The sequence below is a fragment of the Geothrix limicola genome, from assembly GCF_030268085.1.
GTDB classification, from domain to species: Bacteria; Acidobacteriota; Holophagae; order Holophagales; family Holophagaceae; genus Geothrix; species Geothrix limicola.
Genome location: NZ_BSDE01000005.1, coordinates 309,986 through 326,319 on the forward strand (window position 1 = coordinate 309,986; position 16,334 = coordinate 326,319).

At 68.2% G+C, this 16,334-nt stretch carries 13 protein-coding genes and 2 pseudogenes; 9 read left to right on the forward strand and 6 right to left on the reverse strand.

The genetic code is table 11. The annotated features are described in order from the left end of the window. Nucleotides 1–2 precede the first annotated feature (2 nt). From QSJ34_RS14050 to QSJ34_RS14065, 4 genes are read left to right on the forward strand one after another with little or no spacing between them, the layout of a single operon-like run. Nucleotides 3–1,103, forward strand: coding sequence for a protein-glutamate methylesterase/protein-glutamine glutaminase (locus QSJ34_RS14050; RefSeq protein ID WP_285576314.1), 1,101 nt, complete (start codon nt 3–5; stop codon nt 1,101–1,103). Next, nucleotides 1,103–1,990, forward strand: a complete 888-nt coding sequence (locus tag QSJ34_RS14055) for a hypothetical protein (RefSeq protein ID WP_285576316.1) — start codon at nt 1,103–1,105, stop codon at nt 1,988–1,990. The genes QSJ34_RS14050 and QSJ34_RS14055 overlap by 1 nt, the downstream gene beginning before the upstream one ends. 3 nt (nt 1,991–1,993) lie before the next feature. Continuing rightward, on the forward strand, nt 1,994–3,964 hold the full coding sequence (locus QSJ34_RS14060; RefSeq protein WP_285576319.1) for a sensor histidine kinase: 1,971 nt from the start codon (nt 1,994–1,996) through the stop codon (nt 3,962–3,964). After that, entirely contained in the window at nt 3,961–5,883 is a 1,923-nt protein-coding gene (locus tag QSJ34_RS14065; RefSeq protein WP_285576320.1) for an ATP-binding response regulator, read from the forward strand. Before QSJ34_RS14060 ends, QSJ34_RS14065 begins: the two co-directional genes overlap by 4 nt. A 152-nt stretch (nt 5,884–6,035) precedes the next feature. On the opposite strand, the gene lpxD is transcribed toward QSJ34_RS14065, so the two are convergent. After that, nucleotides 6,036–7,037, reverse strand: a complete 1,002-nt coding sequence (lpxD, locus tag QSJ34_RS14070) for a UDP-3-O-(3-hydroxymyristoyl)glucosamine N-acyltransferase (protein WP_285576322.1) — start codon at nt 7,035–7,037, stop codon at nt 6,036–6,038. 50 nt (nt 7,038–7,087) lie between these two features. Between lpxD and QSJ34_RS14075 the strand changes: the two genes are divergently transcribed. The 3 genes from QSJ34_RS14075 to QSJ34_RS14085 are packed head-to-tail and all read left to right on the forward strand — an operon-like array spanning nt 7,088 to nt 9,415. Continuing rightward, nucleotides 7,088–7,903 (forward strand): prolipoprotein diacylglyceryl transferase, encoded by an 816-nt coding sequence (locus tag QSJ34_RS14075; RefSeq protein WP_285576324.1) that lies wholly within the window; start codon nt 7,088–7,090, stop codon nt 7,901–7,903. Further along, on the forward strand, nt 7,900–8,907 hold the full coding sequence (locus tag QSJ34_RS14080; RefSeq protein ID WP_285576326.1) for an RluA family pseudouridine synthase: 1,008 nt from the start codon (nt 7,900–7,902) through the stop codon (nt 8,905–8,907). The genes QSJ34_RS14075 and QSJ34_RS14080 overlap by 4 nt, the downstream gene beginning before the upstream one ends. A 43-nt stretch (nt 8,908–8,950) precedes the next feature. Then, nucleotides 8,951–9,415 carry a rhodanese-like domain-containing protein gene (locus QSJ34_RS14085; RefSeq protein WP_285576328.1) on the forward strand — a complete coding sequence of 155 codons (465 nt, stop codon included), beginning with the start codon at nt 8,951–8,953 and terminating at the stop codon, nt 9,413–9,415. Between the two features lie 159 nt (nt 9,416–9,574). Here QSJ34_RS14085 and QSJ34_RS14090 read toward each other — a convergent pair whose 3' ends face one another. Together QSJ34_RS14090 and QSJ34_RS14095 are read right to left on the reverse strand one after the other, a co-directional pair. Then, complete coding sequence (locus QSJ34_RS14090; RefSeq protein WP_285576331.1) at nt 9,575–10,786, reverse strand: AmpG family muropeptide MFS transporter; 1,212 nt, start codon at nt 10,784–10,786, stop codon at nt 9,575–9,577. Between the two features lie 133 nt (nt 10,787–10,919). Next, the gene (locus tag QSJ34_RS14095) at nt 10,920–11,396 is read right to left on the reverse strand and encodes a DUF2231 domain-containing protein (protein ID WP_285576332.1); all 477 of its coding nucleotides are present in this window, start codon (nt 11,394–11,396) and stop codon (nt 10,920–10,922) included. A 183-nt stretch (nt 11,397–11,579) separates the two neighbouring features. Here QSJ34_RS14095 and QSJ34_RS14100 point away from each other — a divergent pair, with 183 nt between their 5' ends. Together QSJ34_RS14100 and QSJ34_RS14105 are read left to right on the forward strand one after the other, a co-directional pair. Next, nucleotides 11,580–12,134, forward strand: a complete 555-nt coding sequence (locus tag QSJ34_RS14100; protein ID WP_285576334.1) for a QcrA and Rieske domain-containing protein — start codon at nt 11,580–11,582, stop codon at nt 12,132–12,134. A gap of 9 nt (nt 12,135–12,143) precedes the next feature. Beyond that, complete coding sequence (locus QSJ34_RS14105; protein ID WP_285576336.1) at nt 12,144–12,953, forward strand: DUF5777 family beta-barrel protein; 810 nt, start codon at nt 12,144–12,146, stop codon at nt 12,951–12,953. Between the two features lie 141 nt (nt 12,954–13,094). Here QSJ34_RS14105 and acs read toward each other — a convergent pair whose 3' ends face one another. The 3 genes and pseudogenes from acs to QSJ34_RS18585 form a co-directional block, all read right to left on the reverse strand. Then, nucleotides 13,095–15,026 (reverse strand): acetate--CoA ligase, encoded by a 1,932-nt coding sequence (gene acs, locus QSJ34_RS14110; RefSeq protein WP_285576338.1) that lies wholly within the window; start codon nt 15,024–15,026, stop codon nt 13,095–13,097. Between the two features lie 195 nt (nt 15,027–15,221). Further along, nucleotides 15,222–15,533: pseudogene (locus QSJ34_RS18580) on the reverse strand (integrase core domain-containing protein); the annotation flags it as partial. Between the two features lie 84 nt (nt 15,534–15,617). Further along, nucleotides 15,618–16,334, reverse strand: a pseudogene (locus tag QSJ34_RS18585) (leucine zipper domain-containing protein); the annotation flags it as partial.

Here is a 16,334-nt window from a genome sequence, read left to right on the forward strand (position 1 = left end):
CCATGACGATCCGAATCCTGGTGGTGGACGACAGCCCCTTCATGCGGAAGTCCCTCCAGAAGATGCTGGAGGACGCCCCCGACCTGCGCGTGATCGCCACCGCGCGGGACGGCATCGACGCCCTCGAGAAGATCCAGGAGCACAAGCCCGACATCGTCACCCTCGATATCGAAATGCCGCGCATGGATGGGCTCACCTGCCTGAAGAAGATCATGGCGGACCATCCCATGCCGGTGCTGATGGTCTCGAGCCTCACGCAGGAGGGCGCCCAGGCCACGCTGGATGCGCTTTCCCTCGGCGCCCTCGACTTCATCCCCAAGGAGAGCGGCTTCGCCAGCCTGAGCATCCTGCAGATCCAGCAGGATCTTCAGGAGAAGGTGCGGCGCCTCGCCACGAGCCCGCGCTTCCATCGGCCCTCTGCCACGCCTGCGCCCGCCCCCACCACCCACCCGACGCCAAGCACGCCCGCCCGTCCGGTTGCGCCGGCCAAGCCCGCGGCCCCGACGGGTACGGGCCTGGCCGGCTCGCCCCAGGCCGAGCTGCTCGTGCTGGGCAGTTCCACCGGCGGCCCCAAGGCCCTTCAGGACATCCTGCCCACCCTTCCGGCCAGCCTGCCGGTGCCCTGCCTCATCGTCCAGCACATGCCGAGCACCTTTACCAAGCCCTTCGCCGACCGCCTCAACGGCCTCTGCCAGGTGCACGTGAAGGAGGCCGAACAGGGCGAGCCCCTCAAGGCCGGCACGGTCTACATCGCCCCCGGCGGCATCCACATGACCTACGGCGCCCGCGGACCCAAGGGCTGCGTCGAATTGAGCCCCGAGCCCGTGTCCTCCCTGCACCGCCCCAGCGTCGACGTACTCTTCCTCAGCGTGGCCGAAGTCTTCAAGGGCCAGGTGCTCGCCACCATCCTCACGGGCATGGGCGCCGACGGCGCCAAGGGCATGGAGCAACTGAAGCGCAAGGGCGCCCACACGATCGCCGAATCCGAAGAGACCTGTGTCGTCTACGGCATGCCGCGCGCCGCCGTGGAACGGGGCTGCGTGGATGTCATCGCCCCCCTGACGGACATCCCGGGCCACCTCCGCCGGCACTTCCGCATCTGATGGAAACCCCCGCGATCCTGGGATCCCTGAGGATTCCGGTCTCCGCGGCCCTGTCCGCCCCGGCCTTATCAAGCGCCTTGTCCAACGCGTTGGCCGGCCAGGTCATCGAGGCCACGCTGGAGGCCGTGCTGCCCGAGGGCCTGCTGCTTCGCACCGCCGATGGCAAGCAGCTGCAGGCCCAGGGCAGCCTGCCCTTCCCGCCGGGCAGCACGCTGGCCCTGAAGGCCCTTCCCCTGCCCGAGGGCGCAGGCGTGCGCCTGCAGGTGATCCGCGCCACCCCTCCGCCCAGCCCGGCCCTGCTCGCCCCGCTGGCTCAGGGCGAAGCGGCGCCGCTCATGGCGCGCCTGCAGACGGGCGCCGCACAGACGCCCCTCGCGGACCTGCTCCGCAACCTGCTGCGGGCCGGTGCCACCGTGGCCGAACAGCCCGAGACCTGGTCCACCTGGATGAAGGAGGCCATGAAGACGCTGTCCGACCCCACGGCCTCCCCCGCGGAATCGGCCTTCCACCGCCTTCAGGCCAAGGAGGGCACCGCCTGGTTCGAAGTTCCCCTGCCCTGGGCTCCCGGCGCCGAGCCCATGCGGATCTGGATCGAGGGCGAGGGGGAGGCCTCGGGGCGGGAGGCCGACGCCGTCCACCGCGTCTTTCTCAGCGTGCCCTTCAGCACCCTCGGCGAGGTCCGTCTCGGTCTGGAACAGCGCAGCGCCGGACTGCGCGCGCGCCTCTGGCTCGCACATCCAGATGAGATCGCGGCCCTGCGTCCCGAACTGGAGGCGGAACTGGCATCCCTCGGGCGGCCTGTGGACCTCCAGATTCTCGCCCTTCCCCCGGACTCGCCGGACCTGCGGGCCCTGGCCGGGGCCCAGCCCATCCAGGCCCTGGGGTAGGCCATGAGCGACTTTCCCCTTCAGCAGTCGCCTTCGCAGGGAACGCCCCTGGTGCTGCGTGGACGGCACCCGCGGCGACCGGCCCTCTGGATGGTGCTCGCCGGGTACTGGGTGGCCTACGCGCTGCTCCAGCTCAGCGCCCGCGGCCTGAACTCGCCCGAACCCGTCTACCTCTGGTACTGCCCGGCGGCCCTGAGCGTCGCGCTGCTGCTGTACTACGGGCCGAAGGTATGGCCCGCGGTGATCCTCGCGCCCCTGCCCGTCGACCTGGTGCTCCGTCCCTTGGGCCTGGGACCCCTGCCCCTCATGGCCATCGCCGTGTTCTACGCGTCGGGGTATGCGGTGGCCGCCCTGGCCTTCCGCCGGGCGAGGCTCTCGCCGCGCCTCCGCCACACCTCCGACGTGGCGGGATTCCTCGGCCTCGCCCTCCTGGGGCCCCTGCTCGCGTCGCTTCCCGTCTACGCCCTGCTTCGCGCCATCGGCGCCCAGCAGGGGTTCCACCTGGCAGGCGGTCTCCGGGCCTTCCTCCTGAGCGGCTCCCTGGGCATCCTCACACTGGGGCCCGCCCTGCTCCTGTGGCTCCGGCCCCTGCTCAGCCTGGGATGGATCCCGCCCCGTTCCTGGGTCACGGCCATCAGGGCCAGGGCCTTCCTAATCCAGGCCCTCGCCCTGTCGCTGGGCGCGGCCGTGGTGGTGCGGTTCAGCGAGCCGGGCACCCTCCACCTGAAATACCTGCTTTTCCTCCCCATGGCCTGGGTGGCCGTGAGCGGCGGCTTGCGGGCGATCAGCCTCGCTTTCCCGATCCTGAGCCTGGCCCTGAGCCTGTTCATCCTCCAGACGAACCTGCCGACCGGGGCGCAGCTGGGGATCCAATCCTTCCTCTGCATCCTCTTCGGAACCTCGCTGTTCCTCGGCTCCGCCCTGGATTCCCAGAAGCTAGCCCTGCAGGTCCGCGACCGCCGGAGCCGGCGCCTGAACCAGCTCATGGACGTCACCGGCGCCATCCCCTGGGAGATGGACCTGGAGACGGGCCGTTGCCTCTACCTGGGCCGCGCCGTGGAGCCGCTGCTCGGCTACGGGCTGGACGTGTGGCAGGGCAAGCCCTTCTGGGGCGAGGTGGTCCATCCCGAAGACCAGCTCGGATTCCTCCGCTTCCTCCTCGAGGTGAGCCGCAACAGCGGCGTGCACCAGTTCGAATTCCGGCTGCGCACGGCCGAAGGGGAGGAGCGCTGGGTGCGGGCCGCGGGCGGAGTGGAATCCGCCCAGGGCAAGGGTCGGGTCAACGCCCGGGTGATGGGCTTCCTCTTCGACATCCACGCTCACAAGAACGCGGAGGAGAACGCGCTCCGAACCACCCTCAAGGAGAAGGACCTCCTCTTGCGCGAGATCCACCACCGCGTGAAGAACAACCTGCAGGTGGTCTCCAGCCTGCTGCGGCTGCAAGCCTCCACCTCGGAGGACCCGGCCCTCCAGCGGGCCCTGCAGGAGGCCCAGGAGCGTGTGCAGGCCATCGCGCTGATCCATCAGAAGCTCAAGCACGCGCCGGATTTCTCGCAGCTCGACCTGCCGGGCTACGTGCGCACCCTGGCCGAACGCCTGGTGCGCACCTACGCCAGCGTGCCCGCCCTCATCGACCTGCGCGTCGACGTGGCTCCGGTGGACATCGGCCCCGACGCGCCCGTCCCCCTCGGCCTCATCCTGAACGAGCTGGTGGCCAATGCCCTCCAGCATGCCTTCCCACCCGGCGAGGGCGGCAGCCTGGACATCCAGCTCGAACGGGATGCCAGGGGCTGGATCTCCCTGCGGGTGACCGATTCGGGCCGTGGCCTGCCAGAATCGGTGGAGCTGGATCGCGGCGGGCTGGGATTCCAGTTGGTACAGGCCCTGACCGATCAGCTGGGCGGCGCCCTTGAACTGGAGCGCCGCCGCGGAGCCTCCTTCCACCTGAGCTTTCCACCCGTCCGCCAGCCATGAGCCAACCGCAGATCCTGATCGTCGAGGACGAGGCCATCGTGGCCATGGACCTCAAGCTGCACCTGCAGGATCTGGGTTACGGCGTCGCGGGCCTCGCCTCCACGGGCGAAGACGCCATCGTCCAGGCGGCCAGGCTGAGGCCGACGCTCGTGCTCATGGACATCTCCCTGGGCGCGGGTATGGATGGCATCGAGGCCGCCCGTCAGGTGCAGGCCTTGGGCATGCCCGTCGTCTTCCTCACGGCCTTCGCCGACGAGACCACCCTGGCCCGTGCCAAGGACAGCGCGCCCTACGGCTACCTGCTCAAGCCCTTCGACGAACGCTCCCTCCATTCCACCATCGAAATGGCCCTCTACCGCCACCGCATGGAGCAGGAGCTGAAGGCCAGCGAATCCCGCATGCGGGCCATCATCGAGCACGCCCTCGACCTGGTGGTGATCCTCGACCTGTCGGGCCGGGTGATCTACAGCAGCCCCGCCGCGGTGCACATCCTTGGGTACCAGGAGGGCGAAAAGATCGGCACGCCCGTGGTGGACCTGATCTACCCCGAAGACCGGGGCAAGTACGCCGCCATCATGGGTGAACTGGCCAAGGCACCGGGCACCTCGCTGACCCTCGAGATCCGCGTCCTCCACAAGGACGGCACGCCGCGGCTCATCGAGGCGGTCTCCCACAACGCCCTCGACGTCCCCGGCGTGCACGGCATCGTCGTCAACGCCCGCGACATCACGGAACGGCGGCAGGCCGAGCTCGACCGCCAGCTCATGGAATCGAAGGTGCAGCAGTCCCAGAAACTGGAGAGCCTGGGCGTGCTGGCGGGGGGGATCGCGCACGACTTCAACAACCTGCTCATGGGCATCATGGGCCACGCAGGGCTGGCCCTCATGGAGCTGCCCGCGGACAACCCCATCCGGCGCCGCCTGCACCAGATCGAGGTGGCTGCCACCCGCGCGGCGGACCTCACCAACCAGTTGCTGGCCTATTCGGGCCGCGGCAAGTTCCAGATCGAGCCCATCTCCCTGTCGCGCCTCGTCGATGAAATGGAGAGCCTGCTGGAGACCGTCATCTCCAAGAAGGCCCACCTGGAGCACCACTTCGAGCCGGGCCTGCCCCTGATCGAAGGCGACGCCACCCAGATCCGCCAGGTGATCATGAACCTCATCACCAACGCCTCGGACGCGCTGGGCGACCGCACGGGCCGGATCAGCATCAGCATCGGCACCATGGAGACGGGCCCCCTTACGCCCTGCCTGGCGGGCACGCCGCCCGAGGGCCTGTCCGTCTACCTCGATGTCACGGACACGGGCGCGGGCATGGAGCCCGACACCCTCGACAAGATCTTCGATCCCTTCTTCACCACCAAGTTCACGGGACGCGGCCTGGGCCTGGCCGCCGTGCTCGGCATCATGCGCGGTCATCACGGGGCCATCCAGGTGACGAGCCGGCCCAATGAGGGCACCTCCTTCCGCCTGCTCTTCCCGCGCTCGAGCCAGACCAGCGTGCGCAACACCTGGGAGGAATCACCGGACCAGGCCTACCAGGGCCAGGGGCTGATCCTCGTGGTGGACGACGAGGAGGCCGTGCGCAGCGTCGCCTCCGCCACCCTGGAACGCTATGGCTTCACGGTGCAGACCGCCAACAACGGGCGGGACGGGCTGCGGGCCTTCTACGACCAGGCCGCCCGCGTCCGGCTGGTGGTGCTGGACCTGACCATGCCCATCCTGAGCGGCGAGGAAGTGCTCGCCGAACTGCGCGCCGGAAAGGGCCCCGGCGCCACCGTGCCCGTCCTGCTGTCCAGCGGCTACAGCAGCTCCGACGTGGCCGGCAACCTGCACCGCTACGGCCCGATCTCCTTCCTCCAGAAGCCCTACAATCCTGGCGACCTCGTCCAGAAAGTCAGGGTCTGCCTGGGCGAGTGAAGCCGAATCTCGAAGTCGAGATCAGAAAGAACAATGAAAACCACGAATCACGCGAATCGCCCTTCGGGCGCGCGAATGAAACATGGCAAATCATTCCCGTGCTTTTCCATTCGCGTCCATTCGCGTCATTCGCGGTTTCAATTGATCTTCGTTCACCCCTTCCGCAACTGCTTCATGAGGCGCGGCAGACGGTTCAGGGCGGCCTGGGCTTCGGTCCATTCGCGGTGGGGGCGCGCAGGGAAGCCCGTCACGAAGCTGCCCTCGGGAAGGCTCTTGGCGACGACGCTGTTGCCGCCCACCACGCTGCGGCTGCCGATCTCGATATGGCCCACCACGCCCACCTTGCCCGCCAGCGTGACGTAGTCGCCGAGCCTGGTGGAGCCGCTGATGCCCGACTGGGCCACCAACAGACAGTGGTTGCCGACCTGCACGTTGTGCGCCACCTGAACCTGGTTGTCGATCTTGGTGCCCGTGCCGATGCGCGTGGGGCCCAGCACGCCGCGGTCGATGCAGACGCAGGCGCCGATCTCCACATCGTCGCCCGCCTCCACCCAGCCCACCTGGGGGATCTTGGCGTGGCGGCCCTCGACGAGCACGTAGCCGTAGCCGTCGCTGCCCACCACGGAGTTGGCGTGGACCGTCACGCGGTTGCCGAAGCGGGTGCGGCGATAGAGTACGACGCCCGAGAAGAGCTCACAGCCCTCGCCCAGCACGCAGTCGTCCCCCACGTGGACGCCCGGGTGCAGCACGCAGCCCTTCCCCAGCACCGTGCGCGCGCCCACGGTGGCACCGGGTGCGATGCGACAGGCCTCTCCCACCTTGGCGGTGGGATGCACGGACTCGTGGCCCCAGGCGGGCGTCGGTTCCGGATGCAGCCAGCCGATGGCCTGGGCGAAGGCCCAGTAGGGATGCTTCACCCGCAGCAGCGGGCGGTCGCCCATGTCCACCGTGGCGTCGACGAAGATCAGGCCCGCGGCGCTCTCCTTGGCCTTGGCCGCGTACTTGGGGTTGGCCAGGAAGGACACGGACGAGGCCCCCGCCTCTTCCAGGGGCTTCACTTCGGAAATCGGGCGATCCGGGGGACAATGCTCCAAGGTGCCGCCCAGACGTTCGGCCAGTTCCTGCGCGGTCAGGGTCGTCACGGTCTTGGACATGGGGCCTCCTCTTCAGTCTTCTAGTGTCACTCATCCGTTCGGATTCCAGCATGCATCCTGTCCTCTTCGAGATCGGCTCCTTCCCCCTGGGCACCTACGGGCTGCTGCTGGCCATCGCCTTCTTCGCCGGCACGGGGCTCGCCAAGCGCCAGGCCAGGCTGGATGACCTGAACCCTCACGGCATCACGGACCTGGCCGTGGCCATGCTCATCTCGGCCATCGTGGGCTCCAAGCTCCTGATGGTCATCGTGGATCTCATCAACGGCGCGCCCCTGCGCGAGGTCTTCTCCTTCGCCACCCTGCGGGCCGGCGGCGCCATCCACGGCGGCATCATCGCCGCCACGGCCGTCTTCTTCTGGAAGCTGCGCAAGGGCCAGGGACTGCCGCTGCGTCTCACGGGCGACGCCCTGGTGCCCGGCGTGGCCCTGGGCCAGGCCATCGGCCGCCTGGGCTGCTTCTCGGCGGGCTGCTGCTACGGCACCGAAAGCCACCTGCCCTGGGCCACCACCTTCACCGATCCCATCGCCCACGCCTTCAGCGGCACGCCCCTCGGCATCCCGCTCCATCCCGTGCAGCTCTACAACACCTTCGCCAACCTCGCGGTGATGGCGGTCCTCCTCCTGGCCCGGCCCAAGCGGGTCTTCCAGGGGCAGATCTTCGCCCTCTACTTCCTGGTGGAGGGTCTGGGCCGCGTCGTCACCGAAACCTGGCGCGGCGACGTGGACCGCGGCACGGGCTGGCTCAACTGGGCCTGGCTCAGCACGGGCCGGCTCACGGGCCTGGGCTTCATGATGCTGGGCCTCGGCCTCTGGCTGTTCTGGAGCCGCCGCAAGGAAGCCACGGCCCCCCTCAAGGAGTCTCGATGATCAGCTTGCGTGCCGAGGACGGCGCCCCCCGATTGGACCGCTTCCTGGCCGACCGCTTTCCCGAGATCCCCCGCGCCCGCTGGGATGCCCACGTCCGCACGGGCGAGATCAAGGTGAACGGGGAAGCCGTGACCAAGGGCGGCGTGAGGCTGCGCCCCGGCGACCTGGTGGAAACGGAACTCCCGGTCATCGCCGCGCCCGCGGCCCACCTGGAGGCCGAGGCCATCGACCTGCCCACGCTCTTCGAGGACACGCAGCTGTGGATCGTGGACAAGCCCGCGGGCATGGTCGTGCATCCGGGCCCGGGCCACGCGGGCGGCACCATCGTCAACGCCCTCCTGCACCGGCTCAAGACGCCGGTGGTCGTGGAGGTCGCCCCCGAAGCGAATGCCGACGCGGATGGCGACGAAATTTCCGAAGACACGGAAGAGCTCGCATCAGGATGGCCCGGCCTCGTGCACCGCCTCGACCGCTACACGACGGGCTGCCTCTGCCTCGCCAAGACCGCCGAAGCCCAGCGCGCCATCCAGGAGCAGTTCAAGGCCCGCACCGTGGAGAAGCGCTACCTGGCCCTCGTGCGCCATTCGCCCAAGCTCCCCCAGCTCGGCAGCCTGCTCATCGACGAGCCCATCGCGCGGCACAAGCGCGACCGCCTGCGCATGGTCGTGGCCGAGGGCGGACGCTCCGCCCAGACGCGCATCCGCGTGCTGGCCCGCACGACGAGCGCCGCCCTGGTGGAATGCGAACTGCTGACGGGGCGCACCCACCAGATCCGCGTGCACCTCGCCCACCTCCGCGCGCCGCTCATGGGCGATCCGCTCTACGGCGGCCCCGGCCGCTGGAAGGACGTGGACGGCCAGGCCCTGCTGCTGCCCCACCCCGCCCTCCATGCTTGGAAGCTGTCGGTGGACCACCCGCTCACGGGCGCGCGCATCGACGCCGAGGCGCCCATTCCCGAGGCCTTCCGCGCCCTCGCGGCCTCCTTGGGCTTGCCCGGATTCTGAGGCGGGCGCATCATCCCCGCAGGGCTTCCGCCCCGGGGGATCCATGATCGCTGCGATCCACACGCCCACCACCCTGGAAGGCTGGATGAAGGCCTACCCCTTCCTGCCAGGCGCCCTCTTCGCCGCGCTCTGCCTGGTGATCCTCCTCCTCGTGGCCCTGCCCCGCCTCGCCTCCTGGAAACGCGCCAAGGGAAGGCCCGTGCTGGACCCGTTGCAGGTGGACGAACTGCTCCTGGGCTCGGGCGCCCTGGTGGTGGATCTGCGGAGCGCCGAGGCCTTCAAGACGGGCCACATCCGCGGCTGCCTCCACGTGCCCTTCGAGGAACTCGCCGCACGATTCCCCACCCCCGACCCCAAGGCCCGCCGGGCCATGATCCTCGTGGACGAAACGGATCAGATCTCCCACCAGGCCTACGACCAACTGGTCGCCCGCGGGTTCCATTGGATCTACGTGATGAAGGGCGGCATGGGAGCCTGGCGCCGCGCCAGCCGGCCCATGGCGAAGTAGACGGGCCCGCTCGCTTTCAAAAAAGAAGAACCGCGAATGACGCCAATGGGCGCGAATAAAGAAGAAACGGGGCCGTAGTCGCGGCGCAGGCAGTCATTCGGCTTTCATTCGCGTGAATTCGCGCCATTCGCGGTTCACATCTTTTTCTGCCGAGTACGATCAGGCCTCGGGCTCCGGCAGTCCCCACCGGTCGTAGAGCAGCAGCATCAGCAGGCCGGGGATGGCGGCGGCGGCGCAGACGGGGAAGTAGAGCTTCCATCCGTAGGTCTCGGCCATGAAGCCGGTGAGGCCTCCGAAGAGCGTGCGGGGCAGCGCCATCAGGGCGCTGAAGAGGGCGTACTGGGTGCCCGTGTACGAGCGGTTGCAGCTGCCCATGAGCAGGGCCGCGAAGGCGCTGCCGCCCATGCCATAGGCCAGGTTCTCCAGGCTGTTCGCCGCCACGAGCAGGGGCAGGTGGCGGCCCAGCAGCGAGATCATCCAGAAGCCCAGGATGCTGCCGGCCTGCACGAAGCCGCAGATCCACAGGGCCTTGCGCAGGCTCATGCGCAGGAGCATCCAGCCCCCGATGAGGCCGCCCAGGATGATGGCCGCCATGGCGGTGGTCTTCTGCACGGTGCCGATCTGCAGCTTCGTGAAGCCCATGCCCCGCAGCAGGAAGGGCATGGTCATGGCTTCGGCCAGCCAGTCCCCCAGCTTGTAGAACACGGCGAAGGCCAGGAGGTAGGCGATGCCCTTGCGCTGGAAGAGATCCTTCAACGGCCCGGCGATGGCCTCCTGCAATGATCGCGGCGCCGGAGCCGTCGCGTCGGTGTTCATGGCCATCCAGGTCCCGATCATGCCCAGCAGCGCCAGGAAGGCCATGACGAGATAGGTCGTTCGCCATCCGAAGGTCTGGGCGAGGATCAGCGCCAGGCCACCGCTCACCAGCATGGCCACGCGGTAGGCGGCGATGTGCAGGCTGTTGCCCAGGCCCAGGTGCTTCTGATCGAGGGCCTCGGCCCGCCAGGCGTCCACGGCGATGTCGAAGGTGGCGCTGGCGAAGGCGACGACCAGGGCCAGCCAGATCACGCGCATCAGGCTCAGGCTCGCGTCCGTGCGCGCCAGCAGCACGAGGGCTAGTACCAGGAGCCCCTGCATGAGGAGCATCCAGCCCCGGCGGCGTCCCAGCTTCGGCAGGGCGTAGCGATCCAGGAAGGGCGCCCAGAAGACCTTCAGGCTGTAGGGCAGGGTCGCGAAGCTCAGCAGGCCGATGGAGACGAGGCTCCACTTCGCGTCGGTCATCCAGGCCTTCAGCGTCGACCCCGTGAGGTAGAGCGGCAGCCCCGAGGCGAAGCCCAGAAGCAGGAGGACGGTGTACTGGCGCGGCTTCATCCCACCAGATTGACAGGAACGAGGGGGGACCGCCCGGGTGCTACGCCTCCTCTGCGTCCCCCCTCGTGCACCCCCACGTGGTGTCCGGGCCAAGCCCGGCCGCCACGTCTGGCTGGAACGGCCGAGGCCCGAATCAGGGACCTTCGCCGCCGTGGGTGTGCAGCTCATGGACCATGCGGCCCCCGGCATGGCCCGTGAGGATGAGGGTGACGACGCCGCAGGCGCTGAGCAACATCCAGAGGATGAAGAGGCTCCGGCCCAGGGCCGGCGGCAGTTCCCGCCGCCGCAGCCGGATCAGGCCCAAATAAAGGCACCAGGTCGCCGCCAGGGCGCCAAAGATCCCCATGGTGCCCTGGGCCAGATCCTCGTGGTGATCGAGGGCAGCCCTCAGCTCCGGGGTGCGGCGGGCGAAGATCTGTGCGGCCTCGCCCGTGATCAGGGCCGCCAGGCCCCCCAGCACGCCCAGCAGCAGCAGGCCCAGCGCCACCGCGTGGATCCCCCGCCGCTGAGCCGGCCACAGGGCCCCCAGCAGGAAGATCGCCGGAGCCACCATCAGCAGGGCGATGGGAAAGTGCACGATGGCGGGGTGGAGGTGATTGAAGGGCGGCACAGGGACTCCTCGAAAGCCGGGCACTGAGATGAGGATGCGCGATTCCGGCCCGGAGGCCAGACCGGAGGGGTGGGTTTCTCGAATCCGGATCTGGGACCGGAGGGGGCCGGAGTCCATGTTGGCTTCTGCAGCCCCTCCTGCCAGGCGCCCATCCAGGCAGCAAGCTCACCCACCGGAGGCCCCATGTCCCAGCCCGAACCGCTCCCCCCGACCGAAGCCTCCAGCGGCTTCGACCGTCGCAGCTTCTGCGCCTGCGCCCTCGCCGTGGCGGCCGCTTCCGCGGTCAGCGCCTGCGGTGGTGGCGGGGGCGGAGGCTATTCGTCCTCGGCTCCGCCGCCTCCGCCCCCGCCGCCGCCCAGCCCCGTCAGCACCACCGAGACCAAGGCCGGGCTGCTGGGCCAGCCTGACGGCACCGTGCGGGACTACACCATCTCGACGAACGGGGCTTGCCCCCTGCAGGCCGGGGCCGCCCAGGGCTACTACCTCGTTCGCGACGGCACCGGCATCTACGCCATCAGCGCCAGCTGCCTGCACCAGGGCGGGCACATCGATCCCACCTCGGGTGGATTCGGCTGCCCCTGCCACGGCAGCCAGTACAACCTGAACGGCACCGTGACCGTGGGGCCAGCCACCGTCGGCGCCACGCTTCAGCATTACGAGGTGAGCGAATCCACGCCGGGCGGCACCCTGGTGATCGATCCCAGCAAGCCCGTCTCCGCCACGACCCGGCTGAGCTGATCCGGCCCCATGCGCGTCCCCTCGTTTCGCAAGCCCTCCTCCTGGTGGTTGTCCGTCCTGCTGGCCCTGAGCCCTGCCTCCCTGCTCCGGGGGCAGGAATCCGAGCTTCCCCTGGGCCTCAACCTGCCCACGGCGGAGCATCTGCAGGGTTGGCAACCCGCCATCCGCTTCACGCACCGCTTCACCGAGGCGGCCCGCAACCACTCCAAGGATCTCTACGGCCTGGACGGCGGCAACTACCCGGGCTTCGGCCTCGACCTCGGCATCGCCGCGGTGCCGGGCCTCAACGCCCAGGTCTACCGGACCTCGGATGACAAGACCCTGATCCTGGCGCTCCAGGAGCAGCTGGTGGACGCCCCGCACCTGCGCCTCGCGGTGCGGGGCGAACGATTCGACGAAACGGTGCAGCGAACCACGTACGCCTTCGGCACGGTGGGGATCAGCGGCGCGGCCTTCCAACTGCCCGTGGAACTCCTCGCGGGGCCCCTCAGCTTCAGCCTCGTGCCCACCTGGCTGTCCCGCACCACCGCGCGGGATCAGGGCCTCTTCACGGCCGGCGCGGGCTTCCGGTGGCGCATCACGGAGGGCCAATCCATCCTCGCGGAAGTCTATCCCCGCCCTTCCCGCCTGGACGCCGCCACCTACGAACAGGGCTACGCCCTCGGCTACCGGTTCCAGACCAAGGGGCACCGCTTCACCCTCCTGGCCACCAACGTCTCAGGCACCACCACGCACCAGGTGCTGGGCGGCGACTACGCCGGCGGCCCCAGACCCGCAGGCCAGTGGGCCCTGGGGTTCAACCTCGTGCGGATGTTCTGATTCCAACTTAAAAACATGAAACCGCGAATGACGCGAATCGCCCTTCGGGCGCGCGAATAAAGGAAAGGCAGCGGAGAGCCTTGCTTTTCATTCGCGCTCATTCGCGTCATTCGCGGTTCCAGTTTTTTGATCAGGTTTCTCTCAATCCGCGAGGGTGCTGAGATCGCCGGGATCCTGGCCCAGGGCTTCGGCCTTGAGGGCGCGACGGACGATCTTGCCCGAGCGGGTCTTGGGGAGGCTGGCGCGGATCTGGATCTCGCTGGGCATGGCGATGCCGCCCAGATCCTCGCGCACATGATCCTTGAGGCTGGCGATGAGGCCCGGACCCGTGGCAACCCCCGCCCGTACCACGACGAAGGCCATGATGCGCTCGCCCTTGATGGGATCGGGCAGGCCCACCACGGCGCTTTCGGCGACCGCCGGATGGCGGATGAGCGAGCCTTCCACATCCGAGGTGCCGATGCGGTGGCCCGCCACGTTGAGCACGTCGTCCGAGCGGCCCAGCACGGCGATGTAGCCGTCGGCATCCATCACCGCCACGTCGCCCACCGTGTAGCAGCCGGGGATCTCCCGCCAGTAGTCTTCGTAGCGTTTGTGGTCGTTCCACACGGTGCGCAGCATGTAGGGCAGCGGGAACTTGATGACCAGCAGGCCGCCCTGGCCCTCCGGCACGGGAGATCCATCCTTGTTCACCACGGCCAATTGGGCCCCCGGCAGGGCCTTGCCTGCCTTGCCCGGACGCGCCTCGAAAGTGGGCAGGGTGCCGATGACGGGGCCCGCGATTTCCGTCTGCCACCAGTTGTCCACGACCATGCCGTTGCCCTGGCCCACCAGGTGCTTCTGGGCCCAGCGGTGGGCCTCGGGGTTGAGCGGCTCGCCCGCGCAGGCCATCAGCCGCAGCTTGCTCAGGTCGAACTTCCCGGGGGCCTCGGCGCCGTGGCTCATCCACATGCGCACGGCGGTCGGTGCCGTGAACATGACATTCACGCCGAAGCGCTCACAGATTTCCCAGGTGACGTCGGGGCTCGGATAATCCGGCGCCCCTTCGCGGCAAAGCACCGTCGCGCCGATGCTGAGGGGACCGTAGACGATGAAGCTGTGGCCCACGATCCAGCCGATGTCCGACGTGCTCCAGTAGATGTCTCGCTCCTGGATCTGATAGAAGGCCTTGCTCAGGTAGTTCACGCCCACGAGGTAGCCGCCCGTGGCATGCACGACGCCCTTGGGTTTGCCCGTCGTCCCGCTGGTGTAGAGGATGAAGAGCGGATGCTCGGCGTCCACCATCTCGGGCTCGCAGTGGATCTCGCGGCCCTGCTGGATGTCGTAGAAGTCCTTTTCACGCTCGCTGGCGAACGTGAAGGGCGCGTCGCCGGGCCGCGAACCGCGCCGGTGGACGATCACGTGATCGACCGAGGCCAGGTCGCGCACGGCCTCGTCCACGATGGGCTTCAGGGGGATGGCTTTCCCGCGGCGGTAGGTGAAATCGGAGCAGACCACCACCTTGGCGCCGGCATCCTCGATGCGCGTGCGCAGGGCCGCCTGGCCCATGCCCGCGTAGACCACGCTGTGGATGGCGCCGATGCGCGCGCAGGCCAGCATGGAGATGATGCCTTCGGGGGTGAGCGGCATGTAGAGGATCACGCGGTCACCCTTCTTCACGCCCAGGCGCTTGAGGGTGTTGGCGAAGCGGTTCATCTCGCGGTAGAGGCGGTTGTAGGTGTAGGCGCGCTCCTCGCCATCCTCGCCCACCCACAGCAGGGCCGCCTTGTTGCGGCGGTCGCTGTGCACGTGGCGGTCGATGCAGTTCACCGTGGCGTTGAGCTTGCCGCCCAGGAACCAGGCGTGGTTGGGCGCCTGGAATTCGAAGACCTTGTGCCAAGGCTCGGCCCAGTCCAGGCCCTTGGCCTTCTCCCCCCAGAAGGCTCCGGGATCCTCCTGGGCCAGGGCCCGCTCCACTTCGTAGTTGATGGCCGCCTGCTTGGCCAGCCAGCCACGCATGGGAATGGGCGCCTCGCCCTTCTGCAGCGCCTGGATGGTCTTCTGCTGGGTGATGCTGATTTCCACTTCGCTCATGGAAGACTCCGAGAACGGGTGCGGTGGAGAGATGGGATTGGTTGGGAGGGAAGGTAGCACATCACCCTTGGGATGGCGGGGAATCGATGACGGTCATCACAGATGTGATGCCAGGGCTCTGCCCAGGCATCACATGGGGGTCAAAGGGGGGACAGAGGCTCCATCTCCGCGCCTGAATGGGCGCGGGAGCAGGCTCTAGTTGTCGTTGCCAACGAGGTTGTTCAGCCTTGTGACTGGGGGCTGACCGCCTAAGGCCGAATGAGGCCTATGGTGATTGTAGAAGTGGAGCCAGGCGCTGAGTGCTTGGTTTCGTTCATTTGAACTCTGCCAGGTAGGGCCGTAGGCCCACTCCCGTAGGGCGGTCTGGATCAGACGCTCGGCCTTGCCGTTGGTTCTCGGACGGTAAGGCCGAGTCCGGCTGTGCTTGAGGCCATAGGACTCGCGCATGGCCTTGAACTCCTTAGACCGGTAAGGTGACCCGTTGTCGGTCAGTAGCTTGCGGGCCGTAATGCCCTGGGCCTGGAAGTGCAAAAGCGCCCTCNCGGTCTGGATCAGACGCTCGGCCTTGCCGTTGGTTCTCGGACGGTAAGGCCGAGTCCGGCTGTGCTTGAGGCCATAGGACTCGCGCATGGCCTTGAACTCCTTAGACCGGTAAGGTGACCCGTTGTCGGTCAGTAGCTTGCGGGCCGTAATGCCCTGGGCCTGGAAGTGCAAAAGCGCCCTCTGGAGGAAAGCAGCTGTGGTGCCCTTCTTCTCGTCCGGCAGCACCTCCATGTAACAGGCCCTGGAGTGGTCGTCGCTGCAGACGTGTAGCACCTGGTAACCCGCCTTGCGATTCTTGTGGTGGCGGATGCCCGTGGCGCGGTGGCCCACCTCGTGGAAGTTCGCCAGTTTCTTCGTGTCCAGGTGGAGCAAGTCACCTGGGGCATCGTGCTCGTAACGGTTGGGTGGCTCCTTTCCCTGGAGATCTGAAACGCGGGAGATCCCGGCCTTTCGCAGCCAGAACCCCACCGTTGAACGCGGAACGCCCAACTCCGAGGCGATCCGGACTGCCGCCTGGCCACGCCGTCTTCGACCTACGGCCTCGACGACGAGCCCAAGCTCGTGGCTTCGCGCCAGACGATGGGGCTGACTGGAGCGATCCTGGAGGCCCACGGCACCTTCGGCCTTGAATCGAGCCAACCACGCATAGGCTCGGCGTGGACTGAGGCCAATCGAATTGGCGGCAGCCTTGACCGTCCAACCCTCATCCAGGACTCGTCGGATCAATAAGGCTCGACTGGCAGGGCATGTTTTTGCTGAACTGTG

What these genes read in the sequence shown, in the direction of transcription:
- QSJ34_RS14055 (WP_285576316.1), top strand. Translation starts at nt 1,103, where the DNA reads ATGGAAACCCCCGCGATCCTGGGATCCCTGAGGATTCCGGTCTCCGCG.
- QSJ34_RS14060 (WP_285576319.1), top strand. Translation starts at nt 1,994, where the DNA reads ATGAGCGACTTTCCCCTTCAGCAGTCGCCTTCGCAGGGAACGCCCCTG.
- QSJ34_RS14065 (WP_285576320.1), top strand. Translation starts at nt 3,961, where the DNA reads ATGAGCCAACCGCAGATCCTGATCGTCGAGGACGAGGCCATCGTGGCC.
- acs (WP_285576338.1), bottom strand. Translation starts at nt 15,026, where the DNA reads ATGAGCGAAGTGGAAATCAGCATCACCCAGCAGAAGACCATCCAGGCG.
- QSJ34_RS14085 (WP_285576328.1), top strand. Translation starts at nt 8,951, where the DNA reads ATGATCGCTGCGATCCACACGCCCACCACCCTGGAAGGCTGGATGAAG.
- QSJ34_RS14075 (WP_285576324.1), top strand. Translation starts at nt 7,088, where the DNA reads ATGCATCCTGTCCTCTTCGAGATCGGCTCCTTCCCCCTGGGCACCTAC.
- QSJ34_RS14050 (WP_285576314.1), top strand. Translation starts at nt 3, where the DNA reads ATGACGATCCGAATCCTGGTGGTGGACGACAGCCCCTTCATGCGGAAG.
- QSJ34_RS14090 (WP_285576331.1), bottom strand. Translation starts at nt 10,786, where the DNA reads ATGAAGCCGCGCCAGTACACCGTCCTCCTGCTTCTGGGCTTCGCCTCG.
- lpxD (WP_285576322.1), bottom strand. Translation starts at nt 7,037, where the DNA reads ATGTCCAAGACCGTGACGACCCTGACCGCGCAGGAACTGGCCGAACGT.
- QSJ34_RS14100 (WP_285576334.1), top strand. Translation starts at nt 11,580, where the DNA reads ATGTCCCAGCCCGAACCGCTCCCCCCGACCGAAGCCTCCAGCGGCTTC.
- QSJ34_RS14105 (WP_285576336.1), top strand. Translation starts at nt 12,144, where the DNA reads ATGCGCGTCCCCTCGTTTCGCAAGCCCTCCTCCTGGTGGTTGTCCGTC.
- QSJ34_RS14080 (WP_285576326.1), top strand. Translation starts at nt 7,900, where the DNA reads ATGATCAGCTTGCGTGCCGAGGACGGCGCCCCCCGATTGGACCGCTTC.